This window comes from Streptomyces sp. CB02056 (assembly GCF_001905545.1).
GTDB lineage: Bacteria > Actinomycetota > Actinomycetes > Streptomycetales > Streptomycetaceae > Kitasatospora.
Genome location: NZ_LIPD01000013.1, coordinates 233,468 through 247,082, shown reverse-complemented (window position 1 = coordinate 247,082; position 13,615 = coordinate 233,468). Strand labels below are relative to the sequence as shown.

Here is a 13,615-nt window from a genome sequence, read left to right as displayed (position 1 = left end):
CTGTACCTCGTCGGGTCCGGAAGCACAGCCGTTGGGAGGGGCCACCCGGCTGGGACGGGCCGGGCGACGGCGTGGGCTTCTTCCTCGTACCAGGACAACGCGGGGGTCGTGGCGCAGGCCACGGGGCGCATTACAGCAAGGCATGGCATTTCATGGCGGATACCCCGCAACATCGCCCTTTTTACCCGGGATTGACACGATATGTCCCACCAACCGAATGTGTCCGCTCGGTGACTCCGAGTACTCTCGGCGCCATGGCAGCCACCCCACCGGCCGAGCCGAACCGTCCGTCCCCCAACGCCGTGATGCGCGCACTGCGCGGCGACCGCTCTCCCGGCGAGTTCGCCACGGCCGTCCGCAGGGCCGCCCGCGAGATCGGCGAGCACGTGTCCTGCGACGCCCGGTACGTCGGGCGGGTCGAGTCCGGTGAGATCCGCTGCCCCAACTACGCCTACGAGCGGGTGTTCCGGCACATGTGGCCAGACCGCGCGCTCACCGACCTCGGCTTCGCCCCCCGGACCTCCGTCCGCCGCCGCCCGACGGACCGGTCCGTCGGGCGGAGCGAACCCCCTCCGCTCCACCCGACGTTCCCGCCCCCGCCCGCCCCGCGCTCACCTCTCTCCACTCAACTCCCGTACGCTGCCTCGCCGTACACGGATCCAGCCGCACCGGACGGGCCCCCGTGGCCGAGCCGCGGGACGGTGCCCAGGGGGCCCGATGGATCGCCCAATCTCGACGAGGAGAACGACGACGTGCGTCGCCGTACGTTCCTGGCCGGCGGCACCACCGCGCTGGCCTCCGTGATCGGCATCGACCGACCGGCCTCGGCGGCCGGCCGGCAGGCCGGCGCCGACGGCGCCCCCGGTGCGCTCGCCGGCCAAGGCGCCTTCCCCGGTGCGGAGTTCACCGCGCCGTCGCTGCTCGGCGGCGAACCGCTGGTGCCCGGCCGGCCCGGGCCGGTGGGGCCGCTGCGCCGGGTCGGCGCCGCCGAGGTGCTCGGCGTGGAACAGGCCGTCCGGGAGATCCGGCTGGCCGACGACGCGCACGGCGCCGACGCCCTGTACGAGCTCGCCGGGCGGTCGCTGCGCAACGCGTACGTGCTGCTCAACGAGTGCGAGTACAGCCCGGAGACGGAACGCCGGCTGCAGACCGGGGCGGGCGAACTCGCCATCTCCGTCGGCTGGTTGGCCCACGACTCGAACCGGCTCGCGGACGCCCGCTCGTTCTACTCCGAGGCGCTCGCCACCGCCCGGATGGCCGGGGACTCCGCCCTGGAGGCGCACGTCTTCTGCAACAGCGCCTTCCTGGCCCGGGACGCCGGCCGCCCGCGCGAGGCGCTGCGCGCCGCCCAGGCCGGGCAGGTCGCCGCCCGGGGCCTGGGCTCCGAGCGGCTGCTCGCCCTGCTGGCCATGCGCGAGGCCGGCGCCTGGGCGCTGCTCCAGGACCGCGTCTCCTGCGAGCGCGCGCTCGGCCGGGCGTACGCCCTCTTCGACCGGGGCCCCGGCGGGCGGGACCCGGAGTGGATGTCCTTCTTCGGCGAGGCCGAGATCGCCGGCCTCCAGTCGCAGTGCTGGTCGGCGCTCGGCGACTGGGACCGCGCGAGCGAGCAGGCCGGGCTGGCGATAGCGCTCCAGAAGCCGCACTTCGTCCGCAACCGGGTGCTGTACACCGCCGAGCTGGCCCACGACCGGCTCGGCCGCGGGGACCTGGCGGGGGCGGCGCACCACGGCTCGGCCGCCGTCGCGCTGTTCGGCGCCGTCCGCTCGGCCCGGATCCGGAGCATGCTCGCGGACACCGCCGGGCGGCTGCGCCCGCACGTCGCGGTGCCCGAGGTGCGCCGGTTCCTGACCGACTACGACCGGGCGGCGGCCGCCTGAGCCCCGCCGCCCGGCCTAGCCTCGACGGGCCCCGGAGCCGCCCGGCACAGCCGGCTCAGTGCCCGGCGGCCAGGCCCTCCAGGTGGGACAGGTCGTTCCAGACCTCCACCGCCGGGGCGCCGTACTCCCAGGACAGCACGCACAGCGCGGCCGTACCGAGCTTGAACCGCTGGGCGTACTCGGGCGGCAGGCCCAGCCAGCGGGCGGTGAGGATGCGCAGCAGGTGGCCGTGGGCGAACAGGATCACGTCCCGGTCGGCGCAGTGCATCACGGTGGTGTCCGGGGCGGGGACGCCGTGCTCCTCGTTGAGGCCGGCCAGGAAGGCGTCCACCCGGGCGGCCACCTCGGAGAGCTTCTCGCCGCCGGGCACCCCGTCGCGCCAGATCAGCCAGCCGGGCTGGTCGCTGGAGCGGATGTCCGCGCCGGTGCGGCCCTCGTACCGGCCGTAGTCCCACTCCATCAGCTCCGGACGCTCCACCGCGCGGTCGCCGAAGCCGGCCAGCTCGCAGGTCTCCTTGGCCCGGCCGAGCGGGCTGGTGTAGACGAGCGCGTCCGGCAGCCCGTTCCAGGGGGCCTTGGCGAGGCGGGCGCCGAGGGCCCGGGCCATCGCCCGGCCCTCCTCGGTCAGCGGGATGTCGGTGCGGCCGGTGTGGCGGCCGGTGGCGGACCACTCGGTCTCGCCGTGGCGGACCAGCACGATGCGGGCGGGCATGGGGACTCCTAGCGACGGGGCGGTGGCAACGGTCGGTCGGTCTCACCATTGAGCACCGGGCTCCATGATCCCCCACCCGGGCGGCGACCACGATCGAGGGGCCCGTCCCGGCGGCCGCGGGACCGGGGGCGGCAGGTGTCCGGTTCCGGCCGCGGACCGGCGGGGGCGGACGTCCGGTTCCGGCTGCGGCCCGGGGGCGGCGGACGTCCGGTTCCGGCCGCGGACCGCCTCTCCAACGGCCGGTCCGCACCGCGTTGTCGGACCCGGATGCGACACTGGGCCGCACCATGAACGTCTCGACGAACGTCCCGCCGCGCGGGCCCGCTGAGCCGCTCGCCCAGCGGCTCGCGGAGCTGCGCGGACCGGCCCCGCAGCGCAGTCTGAACGCCCGCTCCCTCGCCGCGCTGGCCGCCAACCCGGGCTGCCACCGCCGCGCCGTGCTCGACGCGGCCGGGGTGGACAAGTCGGTGCTGGCGGCCCGGCTCGGCCGCCCGGCCCCCTTCGGCCAGTCCCCCTTCGCCATCGCCCGCGGCGTGATCTTCGAGTCCCGGCTGAAGGCCGACGGCTACGCCCCGCTGCTGGAGCCGCTCCGCCACCACCTGGGCCTCCCGGTGGACGGCCACGCCCCGCTCCTGGTGCCGGACCTGCTGCACCGCTCGGGCCCGGCCGTGCGCGCCGACCGGACGGCCGAGGCGCTGGCCCTGGCCGCCGCCGACCCGGAGGCCTGGACGCTGCTGGACCACCCGATGCTGCGCCTGGGGGTGGCCGGCAGCACCGCCTACCTGGAGCCGGACGCGCTGGTGGTGCACGGCGGGCGGTGCACCGTGGTCGAGATCAAGTCCTTCCCGGTGCTGGACGGCGGCGCCGACCCGGCCAAGGTGGGCGCCGCCGCCCGGCAGGCCGCCGTGTACGTGCTGGCGCTCCAGCGGCTCGCCGCCGCGGCGGCCGGGCAGCCGCTCGCCGAGGACCCGTACACCGAGCAGCGGCTGCCGGGCAGCCCGCGCACCAGCGTGCTGCTGGTCTGCCCGAAGGACTTCGGCAACCGGCCGACCGCGGTCGCCGTGGACGTCCGCCGCGAACTGGCCACCACCCGCCGCCAGCTGGGCCGGATGACCGGCATCGGCCGGCTGCTGGCGGCGCTGCCGGCGGACGCCGACTTCGACCTGGCCGCCGACGAGGACGGCGCGCCGGCCCGGACCACCGAACAGCTGGCCGCCTCGGTCGAGGCGGTGCCCGCCGCCTACAGCCCGGACTGCCTCTCCACCTGCGAACTCGGCTTCCACTGCCGCGCCCGGGCCCGCTGCGACGACCGGGTCGAGCAGCTCGGCCGGGGCGTGCGCGGCGAGCTGGGCAGCATCCGTACGGTCGCCGAGGCGCTGGCCGCCGCCGGCACCAAGAGCGAGGATCTGGACGGCGCGGACGACGCCGCCGAGCGCCTGGCCTACGCGGCCGCCCTGCGCGCCGAAGCCCTGGGCGCCGGCGCCGTGGGGGCGGAAACCCAAGGGGCTCGCGCATGAGCCTGCTCACCACCCTCGCCCGGCTGGAGGCCGTCCGCAGCGGCCGGGCCGAGCCGCTGGCCACCGTCCGGCACCGGCACCTGTCCGACCGCCCGATGGTGCTGGTCCCGCTGACGGCCGCCGGCGAGTCCGGCGCGCCGCTCGCGGTGATGCTCGGCACCGACCGGGACGCGCCCCGGCTGCACCTGGTGCCGCAGCCGCTCAACCGCACCCTGCGGTTCGACTTCCTGGCCGAGCTCGCCGCCGACCTGCTGCCGTACCTGGAGTCCTTCGCCGAGGACGTCGAGCAGATCGAGGGCTCCGAGAAGGACCCGGAGACCGGCGAGAAGACCCAGGTGTTCCGCGAGCTGTGCGCGGACGCCCCGCAGCTGGTGGTGCCGAACGGCGCGGGCGTGCACCACCTCGCCCTGATCGGCCGTTCGACCCGCTTCCGCCGCACCGCCGAGGACGAGGAGCCGGGCCCGTACCCGGCGCCGGTCCGGGTGCCGCTGCTCGGCCGCTGGCTGACCCACCTCACCGACCGCGCCCAGGTGCCCGGCTCCTCGCTGCTGCTGCCGATGACCGGCCTGCTGGCCCGGCACTGGGCGACCGGCCAGAGCCACCTGGAGGACCAGCACCTGGCGGCCCGGCTCGCCTGGCACCGCCCGCCGGACGGCCTGACCGGCGCGCAGGCGGCCGAGCTGGCCGAGTCCGCCCGGGACGACCGGGGGCAGCTGCTGCACCCGCCGGCCGGCCCGGCCACCGACCCGCGCTTCGACGAGTTCGTGCTGGCCCCGGCGATCACCCGCTACGACTCCGCCGTGGGCGCCCTGCAGCACAGCGCCGAGCAGCGCGACGAGGCCGCCGCCGCGCGCGCCCGGGCGGCCGTGCGGGCGGCGGTGACGGCGCTGGAGGAGGCGCTGGCGTCGGTCCTGCTGCCCACCTGGCGGGACGTCTGGCAGGGCCTGGACCTGCTGCGCGCCCTGCCGCCGGCCGGTCACCTGGCGGAGCGCTGGACGGGCGACCGCTGGTCCTACACCGGCCACCGGGACCGGCTGGCGGCCGGCGAGCCGCCGCAGCCCCGGCAGGACGACGCCGTCACCGCCGCCCGCAAGCTCGCCCAGCGCGAGCGCGAGCAGGCCCGCCTGGACGTCCAGGAGGCGCTGGACGACCCGCTGGCGATGGCCGAGCACCGGCTGTCCGGCGAGGCGTTCAGCGGTGTGGTGACGGAGGTGGTGCCGGACTGGGACACCACCGGCCGCTCCCCCAAGCCGCGCCCGCTGGTCACCCTGCGCACCGCCGACCGCCCGCACGCGGACCTCGGCCGGGAGGTGCACCGGGTGCACGGCCCGAGCCCGCAGAAGGCCGAGATCGTCGCGGTGGACACCGCCGAGGGCACCCTCACCCTGCGGGTGCTCTCCGGCATGGGCCGCAGGAAGGAGCCGGAGCCGGGCAGCCTGCCCGAGCCCGGCGAGCCGGTCACCTTCACCCTGTTCGAGCTGACGGTGCGCCAGTCCGCGCCGCTGCCCGAGCCGGACGACACCCCCTGGACCCACGGCGGCCCGCCCGGCGCCGCGCCCGTACCCGCCCCGTCCGTCTCCGAGGAGTGGGAGTGATGACCACTTCGATCCCCGAGCAGGCCCCGGGCGCGGCCGCCGACGCCGCGGTGGCCCGAATCCTGGCGGCCACCGTCCGTCCGCCGGCCGGCGCCCCGCGCGGCGTGGTGGTGGACTCCCCGCCCGGCGCCGGGAAGTCGACGCTCGTGGTGCGGGCGGCCCGCGAGCTGGTCGGCGCCGGCGAGCGGCTGATGATCGTCGCCCAGACCAACGGCCAGGTGGACGACCTGGTGGGCCGACTGGCCGAGAAGGCGCCGGAGTTGACGATCGGCCGGCTGCACGCCGCGGACTCCCGGCCCGGCCCGGAGGTGCTGAAGCACGCCAACGTCACGCCCTCCGACAAGGTCGCCGACCTGGTCGAGCACGACGTGGTGATCTCCACCTCGGCCAAGTGGCAGTGGGTGCGGACGGAGGCGCCCTGGCGGCACGCGATCGTCGACGAGGCGTACCAGATGCGCTCGGACGCCCTGCTCGCGGTGGCCCGGCTGTTCGAGCGGGCGCTGTTCGTCGGCGACCCGGGCCAGCTGGACCCGTTCACCGTGGTCGGCACCGAGCAGTGGGCCGGGCTGTCGTACGACCCGTCCGGCAGTGCGGTGGTCACCATGCTGGCGCACAACCCGGAGATCGAGCCGCACCGGCTGCCGGTCTCCTGGCGGCTGCCCGCCAGCGCCGCGCCGCTGATCTCGCGGGCCTTCTACCCGTACACGCCGTTCCGCTCCGGCACCGGCCCGGACGACCGCCGGCTGACGGCCGCCGTCCGCCCGGACGGCTCGGCGCTGGACGCGGTGATCGACCGGGCCGCCGAGCACGGCTGGGCCCTGCTGGAACTGCCCGCCCGGCACACCGTACGGACCGACCCGCAGGCCGTGGCGGCCGTCGCGGCCACCGTCCGCCGGCTGCTGGAGCGGGGGCTGACCGCCCACTCCGAGCAGGGCGAGGCCCCGCTCACCGCGGACCGGGTCGCCGTCGGCACCGCCCACCGGGACCAGGCGGCGGCCGTGCGCGCGGCCCTGCTCAAGGCGGGCGTGCCGGTGGACGGCGCGGCCGGTCCGGCCGTCACCGTGGACACCGCCAACCGCCTGCAGGGCCGCGAGTACGACGTCACCGTGGTGCTGCACCCGCTCTCCGGGCGCCCCGACGCGACCGCCTTCCACCTGGAGACCGGCCGGCTCTGCGTGCTCGCCTCCCGGCACCGGCACGCCTGCATCGTGGTGGCCCGGGCCGGGATCGCCGAGCTGCTGGACGAGCACCCCGCGACCGAGCCGGTGCAGCTGGGCGTCCCGGTGGCCTTTCCGGACGGCTGGGAGGCCAACCACGAGGTGCTGGAGCACCTGAGCCGCCACCGGGTCCACCTGCGCTGAGGCCCGTCCGGCCGGCCGCCGGGGTCAGTCCTCGGTCTCGCAGACGGCGTAGGCCACCACCGACCCCCGCTCCGCCTGCGCGCTCCAGCCGCGCGCGTCGGCGGTGGGGCCGTCGGCGCGCACCGGACCGTCCGCGTCCGGCTGGAGCCGGTAGCCGCCGCCGGTCAGGTGGGTGCCGGCCGGGCAGGTCGCCGTCGAGGCGCCGCCGGGGGCGCTCGGTTCCCCGGTGACCACCAGCGCCGTCTCGGCGGCCGCGGCGGGCGGGGCGACGGAGGCGGCGACCGCGAGCAGGGCGCCCAGCAGGGACAGGACGGACAGGGCGAGGGCCGTCAGGCCTCTTCTCACACGCATGGGGGTTCTCTCCGGTTCGTCGGCTTCATCGGCTTCGTCGGGCAGCCCGGGCGCACCGGGCGCACCGGGCGCACCCGGACAACCGGTTCGCATGCGATCCGGAAGCGCGGCGCACGAGTCGCGCGCCCGGCGTGCGCCGGGGAATAGCGCTCGCGTGCGCACCGTTCCGCTACGGGCCCCCGCCGCGAGACAATGGACGGCGGCCACGACCGGGCGGCGCAGCCCGGAGCAGATTTCCCCCACCCCCACCCGAAACCCGGAGGTGTCCGTCCATGCCCGACTCCCCAGAGTCGTCCGAGCCCACCAGGCGCCTGCGTCCGGTGCAGCTGCTGTTCGAGCCGCAGTCCGCCGAACCCGAGCCGGAACGATTCTTCGACCTGGAGTCGATCGAGGACCCGGCGGAGCTGCTGCGCCGCTCCACGGAGCTGGCCCTGGCCTTCCGGGCCGCCGCCGAGCGGGCCACGGACTTCCAGGCGGTCGCCGCCGCGCAGCTCGCCGACCCGCGCCGGTTCGACGCGCTGTCCGACGCCGAGGTCGCCCGGCGGGCGGACTGGACCCCGGACTACGCCGCGAAGATGATCGAGTACGGCCGCACCCTGCTCCAGCCGCGCCGGCACGAGGACTGAGCGCCCGCGGCCGGACACGGGCCCCTGGCATATGCGCGACGGGGAAGGGTACGCCGTCCCCCGCCGCGCTGTCCGGCGAACCGTGCTTTCCGTCGCACCGGGGGCGTGCGCCGCACAGGCTGCTCTCCGTGGAGATCTGGACGCAGCAATCGGTGACGCAGCAGTCGGTGTCGTACCCGTCGGTGATGCACCCGTCGGTGGAGTGCGTCGGCGCGGCCGGGGAGGCCTGGCTCGCTTCCGCCAGCGAGTACCCGCGCAGCATGCGCGCCCTGTGGGAGAGCCGCCCCTGGGCGCCCTCGGTACTGCCCTGCGGGCGCGCCTTCGACGTGATCAGCATGCCGGCGCTGTTCGGCCGCCGGGTGCTGGACGAGCTGTGGGCGTCCGGGCCGGGCTGCGGGCCGGTGGCCGTCCACCGGGGGCGGCTGCTGCTGTTCGTCCAGCCGGGCGCGGCGCCCCGGCTGCGCCGGCTGCTGGCCTGGGAGGAGTGGGCCCGGGACGTTCCGCCGCTGCTGTGCCACGGCAAGGGCGACGCGGTGACCGTGCCGCCCCTGCAGCGGATGGTGAACAGCCCGGACTCCCCCGGGCAGGGCGCCGGCCGGTGGATCGTCGCGCCGGAGCGGCGCGACCCCCGGCTGCCCGGCGCCGCGGTGGTGCTGTGGGCCTGCGTCCGGGCGGCGCGCGAGCCGGGCGCGCCGGTTCCCGCCGGGGCGGCCGTCGTGACCGGGGGGTGAACGCGGGGCGTCCGTTATTCGATTTTGGCTCGGCCGCACGGCGCTGCTAGAGTCTTCTCTGTCAGCAGGCGCCGCTAGCTCAGTTGGTTAGAGCAGCTGACTCTTAATCAGCGGGTCCGGGGTTCGAGTCCCTGGCGGCGCACAGACAGCCGGAAGGCCCTTCGCGAGAGCGAAGGGCCTTCCGGCGTTTCGGCGTCTCAACGCTCCGGCGTTCCGGGTTTCCACGGCCGGAGGAGCGTCCCGGGCCGCCCGCCGGAGCGGACGGCCCGGGACGACGCGGGCTCAGCGGCCGCGCAGCGCGCGGTAGCGGGCGACCAGCTCGGCGGTGGAGCTGTCCAGCTGCTCGGTGCCCTCGCCGGTGAGCAGCACCGGCTCGATCCGCTTGGCGAGCACCTTGCCCAGCTCGACGCCCCACTGGTCGAAGGAGTCGATGTTCCAGATCGCGCCCTGGACGAACACCTTGTGCTCGTAGAGGGCGACCAGCTGGCCGAGCACCGAGGGCGTGAGCTCGCCGGCCAGGAGGGTGGTGGTCGGGTGGTTGCCCTGGAAGGTCTTGTGCGGGACGAGCTCGGCGGGCACGCCCTCGGCCGCGACCTCCTCCGGGGTCTTGCCGAAGGCCAGCGCCTGGGTCTGGGCGAAGAAGTTGGCCAGCAGCAGGTCGTGCTGGGCGACCAGGCCTGCGGGCAGGTCGGCGACCGGCTTGGCGAAGCCGATGAAGTCGGCCGGGATGACCTTGGTGCCCTGGTGCAGCAGCTGGTAGTAGGCGTGCTGGCCGTTGGTGCCGGGGGTGCCCCAGACCACCGGGCCGGTCTGCCAGTCCACCGGGGTGCCGTCGCGGGTCACCGACTTGCCGTTGGACTCCATGTCCAGCTGCTGGAGGTAGGCGGTGAACTTGGACAGGTAGTGCGAGTACGGCAGCACCGCGTGCGCCTGGGCGTCGAAGAACGCGCCGTACCAGACGCCGAGCAGGCCGAGCAGCAGCGGGACGTTCTGCTCCGGCGGGGCGGTGCGGAAGTGCTCGTCGACCAGGTGGAAGCCGTCCAGCATCTCGCGGAAGGCGTCCGGGCCGATGGCGGTCATCAGCGAGAGGCCGATCGCCGAGTCGTAGGAGTAGCGGCCGCCCACCCAGTCCCAGAACTCGAACATGTTGGCCGTGTCGATGCCGAAGTCCTGCACGCCCCGGGCGTTGGTGGACAGCGCGACGAAGTGCTTGGCCACCGCCTCGGTGCCGGCGCCCAGGCCGCCGAGCAGCCAGTCCCGGGCGGAGACCGCGTTGGTGATGGTCTCGATGGTGGTGAAGGTCTTCGAGGCGACGATGAACAGCGTCTCGGCCGGGTCGAGGTCGCGGACCGCCTCGTGCAGGTCGGCGCCGTCCACGTTGGAGACGAAGCGGACGTCGAGGTCGCGCTTGCTGTACGAGCGGAGCACCTCGTAGGCCATCGCCGGGCCGAGGTCGGAGCCGCCGATGCCGATGTTGACGACGGTGCGGATCGGCTTGCCGGTGTGGCCCTTCCACTCGCCGCTGCGGACCCGGTCGGCGAAGGCGGCCATCTTGTCGAGGACGGCGTGCACCGCGGGCACCACGTTCTCGCCGTCGACCTCGACCACGGCGCCGCGCGGGGCGCGCAGCGCCGTGTGCAGGACCGCCCGGTGCTCGGTGTTGTTGATCTTCTCGCCGCGGAACATCGCGTCCCGCAGCTCGGCGACACCGGTGGCGGCGGCCAGCTCGCGCAGCAGCCCCAGCGTCTCGTCGGTGACCAGGTGCTTGGCGTAGTCCACGTGCAGGTCGCCGACCTGGAGGGTGTAGCGGCGGCCGCGCTCCGGGTCGGCGGCGAACAGCTCGCGCAGGTGGGTGGCGCCCAGTTCGGTCCGGTGCTTGGCCAGGGCGGCCCACTGCGGGGTGCGGTCGAGCGGGGTGCGGGCGTCGGCGCGGGTCTCCGACATCGGTGGGTCCTCGATTCATCTGGGTGCAGAAACCGGCAGGGCCAGGCGTGAGGGTTCGCCGAGGTCGTGCGGGTACTGGTGGTGCGCCGACTCCGTTGACGGCCTGCCCGGGTTCAGCCTATGCAACCCCGGGGCCGGTCGTGCGCATTCCGCCCGGCCCCGGCTGCCGCCCCGTCACTTCCGTTCGGAGCGCAGGTCGAGTCCGCGCAGCACCTCGTCGACCAGCTCCGGATCGGCGCCGGGCTCGCTGCGGGCGGCGAGCATCTCGCGGCGGGAGGCGGCGATCATCTCCTGCTCGACGTCCCGGGCGGCCCGCCACTGGGCCATCCGCAGCTTGGCCTCGGCGGCCTCCTCCTCGGCGTAGTTCTCCGGGCAGAGCCGGGCCAGCCGGTCGTGCTGACGGTCCCGCAGGCGGTCGGCGACCTCGGCGGGCAGCCGGTCCTGCTCCTCCAGTTCGCCGAGCCGGTTGAGCCCGGCCTTGGCGGCCCGCCACCAGAGCTGGCGCACCGCCTGCTCGTGCTTGTCCTGGTCGATGTCCAGCTCGAACCGCTTGGCCAGCCAGGGCAGGGTGAGGCCCTGCACCAACAGGGTGAAGAGCACCACGCTGAAGGCGATGAAGACCAGCCGGCCGCGCTCGGGGAAGTCCTCGCCGGAGTGCAGGGTGAGCGGGATGGCGAGCGCCAGGGCGACGGTGGCCACGCCGCGCATGCCGGACCACCAGAGGATCACGCTCTCCTTCCAGCTGAACGGCGTGTCCTCCTCGTCGCCGGAGCGCAGCCGCTTCGACAGCCAGCCGGCCGGCAGCAGCCAGAGCAGCCGGACCGCCACGACCACCGCGATGACCACGGCGGCGTCGCCGATGAAGCCGGTCCAGCCGCGGCCGGCCTCCTTGAGCACGGTGGCCAGCTCCAGGCCGATCAGTCCGAAGGCGACGCCGGTGATCAGGATCTCGACCACCTCCCAGAAGGCGTTGCCGACCAGCCGGTAGGCGACGGCGTCCGCGTCGGAGGCGCGCTCGGCGAGGTAGAGCGCGCAGACCACGACGGCGAGCACGCCGGAGCCGTGGATCTCCTCGGCCAGGGTGTAGGCGGCGAAGGGCACCAGCAGGTTGAGCGCGACCTGCTGGGTCGGGTCGTCCAGGCGCTCGGCGAGCTTGGTGTTGACCCAGCCGAGCGCGACGCCGACCACCACGGCCAGCACCGCGGACAGCACGAAGCGCAGCACCGCGTCGCCGCCCGAGAAGTCGCCGCTGACCATGGCCTCGATGGACAGCGAGTAGATGACGATCGCGGTGACGTCGTTGAACAGCCCCTCGCTCTCCAGGATCGCCACCAAGCGGCGGGGCAGCCCCACGCTGCCGGCCACCGCGACGGCGGCGACCGGGTCGGGCGGGGAGACCAGCGCGCCGACCGCGATGGCGGCGGCCAGCGGCAGGGCGGGCAGCAGCCAGTGCACGGCACCGGCCACGGCGACCGTGGTGACCACCACCAGGCCGATCGCCAGCAGCAGGATCGAGCGGGCGTTGGCCTTGAAGTAGCGCACCGAGGAGCGCCGGGCCACCGCGAAGATCAGCGGCGGCAGGACCAGCGGGAGGATCAGCTCGGGTTCGATGCTGACGTCCGGGATCTGCGGGACGAGCGCCATGACGATGCCGAGCAGGGTCATCAGCACCGGTTGTGGCACTCCGGTCTTCCGACCGAGCGGCATGGTCACCACGGAGGCGAGCAGCACCAGGAAGAACAGGGGCAGCTGGCCCACGGGGAGGTTCCTCTCGACGACGGACGGCTGAGCGCCGTCCAGGATAAATCTGACAATGCGCCCATCAGTGTCGACACGCTGAACAAAAGCTTGACCTCAAGCGCACTTCAGGCCCGAGGATCGTCGACAACGGATGGATCAAGAAGGCTCACGAAGGTTCGAGAAGGATCGAGAAGGGGCGGGAAAAGGCATGAAAGCGGTCACCGTGACAGGGAGCGGCGGTCCTGAGGTCCTACGGGTCGCCGAGGTGCCCGACCCGGAGCCCGGGCCGGGCGAGGTACGGGTACGGGTGTACACGGCCGGGGTGCAGCCGGTGGACCTCGCGATCCGGGAGGGGTTCCGTCCGCCGGGCCTGGCGGTCGAGCCGCCGTTCGTCCTCGGCAACGAGTTCGCCGGGGTGGTGGACGCCCTCGGTCCGGACGCCGGCGACTGGCGGGTCGGGGACGAGGTGCTGGGCTTCCGGGTGCTGGGCTGCCAGGCCGACCGGGTCGTGGTCGACGCCGGCCGGCTGGTCGCCAAGCCCGCCGGGATGCCGTGGGAGCAGGCCGGCTCGCTCTCCGCCTCCGGCCAGACCGCGCACCTGGCGCTCACCGAGCTGGGCGTCGGCCCGGGCGACACCGTGCTGGTGCACGGCGCCGCGGGCGGGGTCGGCACGGTCGCCGTCCAGCTGGCCCGCGCCTGGGGCGCCACCGTGGTCGGCACCGCGAGCGAGCGCAACCACGCGTACCTGCGGGAACTGGGCGCGGTACCGGTCACGTACGGCGAGGGGCTGGTGGAGCGGGTCCGGGCGGCGGCGCCGCAGGGGGTGACCGCGGCCTTCGACGCCGCCGGGCGGGGCGCCCTGGAGGCCTCCGTCGAACTGGTCGCCGACCGGGACCGGATCGGCACCGTGGTCGACTACCCGGGCGCCGAGCGGCTGGGCGTCCGGCAGCTGCGGGGCGAGCGGACGGCCGGGCGGCTGGCCGAGCTGGTGAAGCTCTGGGAGGCCGGCGCACTGCGGCTGGAGGTCGAGGAGTCGTTCCCGATCGAGCGGGTCGCCCAGGCCCACCGGCTGGTCGGCTCCGGGCACGTCCGGGGCAAGGTGGTGCTGACCATGTGAGCGCGCCGGGCTCCCCGCCCCGGGCCGATTGTGAGTTTCAGCCG

At 75.1% G+C, this 13,615-nt stretch carries 11 protein-coding genes and 1 tRNA gene; 8 read left to right on the top strand and 4 right to left on the bottom strand.

Annotated elements, in window-relative coordinates; translation table 11 throughout:
* Nucleotides 1-254: 254 nt before the first annotated feature.
* On the top strand, nucleotides 255-1,877 hold the full coding sequence (locus AMK13_RS31680) for a transcriptional regulator (protein ID WP_074005116.1): 1,623 nt from the start codon (nucleotides 255-257) through the stop codon (nucleotides 1,875-1,877).
* 55 nt (nucleotides 1,878-1,932) lie between these two features.
* Here the strand turns inward: AMK13_RS31680 and AMK13_RS31675 are convergent, their stop codons facing one another.
* The gene (locus AMK13_RS31675) at nucleotides 1,933-2,589 is read right to left on the bottom strand and encodes a histidine phosphatase family protein (protein WP_074005115.1); all 657 of its coding nucleotides are present in this window, start codon (nucleotides 2,587-2,589) and stop codon (nucleotides 1,933-1,935) included.
* Between the two features lie 287 nt (nucleotides 2,590-2,876).
* On the opposite strand from AMK13_RS31675, the gene AMK13_RS31670 reads away from it, so the two are divergent.
* Genes AMK13_RS31670 through AMK13_RS31660 form a run of 3 tightly spaced genes read left to right on the top strand, consistent with a single transcriptional unit; the run spans nucleotide 2,877 to nucleotide 7,062 of the window.
* The gene (locus tag AMK13_RS31670) at nucleotides 2,877-4,106 is read left to right on the top strand and encodes a hypothetical protein (RefSeq protein WP_074005114.1); all 1,230 of its coding nucleotides are present in this window, start codon (nucleotides 2,877-2,879) and stop codon (nucleotides 4,104-4,106) included.
* Entirely contained in the window at nucleotides 4,103-5,701 is a 1,599-nt protein-coding gene (locus AMK13_RS31665; protein ID WP_074005113.1) for a hypothetical protein, read from the top strand. Before AMK13_RS31670 ends, AMK13_RS31665 begins: the two co-directional genes overlap by 4 nt.
* On the top strand, nucleotides 5,701-7,062 hold the full coding sequence (locus AMK13_RS31660; RefSeq protein WP_074005112.1) for an AAA family ATPase: 1,362 nt from the start codon (nucleotides 5,701-5,703) through the stop codon (nucleotides 7,060-7,062). The genes AMK13_RS31665 and AMK13_RS31660 overlap by 1 nt, the downstream gene beginning before the upstream one ends.
* A gap of 24 nt (nucleotides 7,063-7,086) precedes the next feature.
* Here AMK13_RS31660 and AMK13_RS31655 read toward each other — a convergent pair whose 3' ends face one another.
* Complete coding sequence (locus tag AMK13_RS31655; RefSeq protein ID WP_049651948.1) at nucleotides 7,087-7,413, bottom strand: hypothetical protein; 327 nt, start codon at nucleotides 7,411-7,413, stop codon at nucleotides 7,087-7,089.
* A 272-nt stretch (nucleotides 7,414-7,685) separates the two neighbouring features.
* Between AMK13_RS31655 and AMK13_RS31650 the strand changes: the two genes are divergently transcribed.
* From AMK13_RS31650 to AMK13_RS31640, 3 genes are all read left to right on the top strand, one after another.
* Nucleotides 7,686-8,039 carry a hypothetical protein gene (locus tag AMK13_RS31650; RefSeq protein ID WP_074005111.1) on the top strand — a complete coding sequence of 118 codons (354 nt, stop codon included), beginning with the start codon at nucleotides 7,686-7,688 and terminating at the stop codon, nucleotides 8,037-8,039.
* A gap of 128 nt (nucleotides 8,040-8,167) precedes the next feature.
* Complete coding sequence (locus AMK13_RS31645; protein ID WP_380719919.1) at nucleotides 8,168-8,770, top strand: bifunctional DNA primase/polymerase; 603 nt, start codon at nucleotides 8,168-8,170, stop codon at nucleotides 8,768-8,770.
* Nucleotides 8,771-8,838: 68 nt separating this feature from the next.
* Nucleotides 8,839-8,912 (top strand) — tRNA-Lys (locus AMK13_RS31640).
* A gap of 140 nt (nucleotides 8,913-9,052) precedes the next feature.
* Here the strand turns inward: AMK13_RS31640 and pgi are convergent.
* The gene (pgi, locus tag AMK13_RS31635; RefSeq protein WP_074005110.1) at nucleotides 9,053-10,714 is read right to left on the bottom strand and encodes a glucose-6-phosphate isomerase; all 1,662 of its coding nucleotides are present in this window, start codon (nucleotides 10,712-10,714) and stop codon (nucleotides 9,053-9,055) included.
* 174 nt (nucleotides 10,715-10,888) lie between these two features.
* Nucleotides 10,889-12,472 (bottom strand): Na+/H+ antiporter, encoded by a 1,584-nt coding sequence (locus tag AMK13_RS31630; RefSeq protein WP_074005109.1) that lies wholly within the window; start codon nucleotides 12,470-12,472, stop codon nucleotides 10,889-10,891.
* 190 nt (nucleotides 12,473-12,662) lie between these two features.
* Here AMK13_RS31630 and AMK13_RS31625 point away from each other — a divergent pair, with 190 nt between their 5' ends.
* Nucleotides 12,663-13,571, top strand: coding sequence for an NADP-dependent oxidoreductase (locus AMK13_RS31625; protein ID WP_074005108.1), 909 nt, complete (start codon nucleotides 12,663-12,665; stop codon nucleotides 13,569-13,571).
* The last annotated feature ends 44 nt before the right edge of the window (nucleotides 13,572-13,615 follow it).

Coding starts and splice junctions, on each gene's coding strand:
- AMK13_RS31680 (WP_074005116.1), top strand. CDS start 255: ATGGCAGCCACCCCACCGGCCGAGCCGAACCGTCCGTCCCCCAACGCC.
- AMK13_RS31675 (WP_074005115.1), bottom strand. CDS start 2,589: ATGCCCGCCCGCATCGTGCTGGTCCGCCACGGCGAGACCGAGTGGTCC.
- AMK13_RS31670 (WP_074005114.1), top strand. CDS start 2,877: ATGAACGTCTCGACGAACGTCCCGCCGCGCGGGCCCGCTGAGCCGCTC.
- AMK13_RS31665 (WP_074005113.1), top strand. CDS start 4,103: ATGAGCCTGCTCACCACCCTCGCCCGGCTGGAGGCCGTCCGCAGCGGC.
- AMK13_RS31660 (WP_074005112.1), top strand. CDS start 5,701: ATGACCACTTCGATCCCCGAGCAGGCCCCGGGCGCGGCCGCCGACGCC.
- AMK13_RS31655 (WP_049651948.1), bottom strand. CDS start 7,413: ATGCGTGTGAGAAGAGGCCTGACGGCCCTCGCCCTGTCCGTCCTGTCC.
- AMK13_RS31650 (WP_074005111.1), top strand. CDS start 7,686: ATGCCCGACTCCCCAGAGTCGTCCGAGCCCACCAGGCGCCTGCGTCCG.
- pgi (WP_074005110.1), bottom strand. CDS start 10,714: ATGTCGGAGACCCGCGCCGACGCCCGCACCCCGCTCGACCGCACCCCG.
- AMK13_RS31625 (WP_074005108.1), top strand. CDS start 12,663: ATGAAAGCGGTCACCGTGACAGGGAGCGGCGGTCCTGAGGTCCTACGG.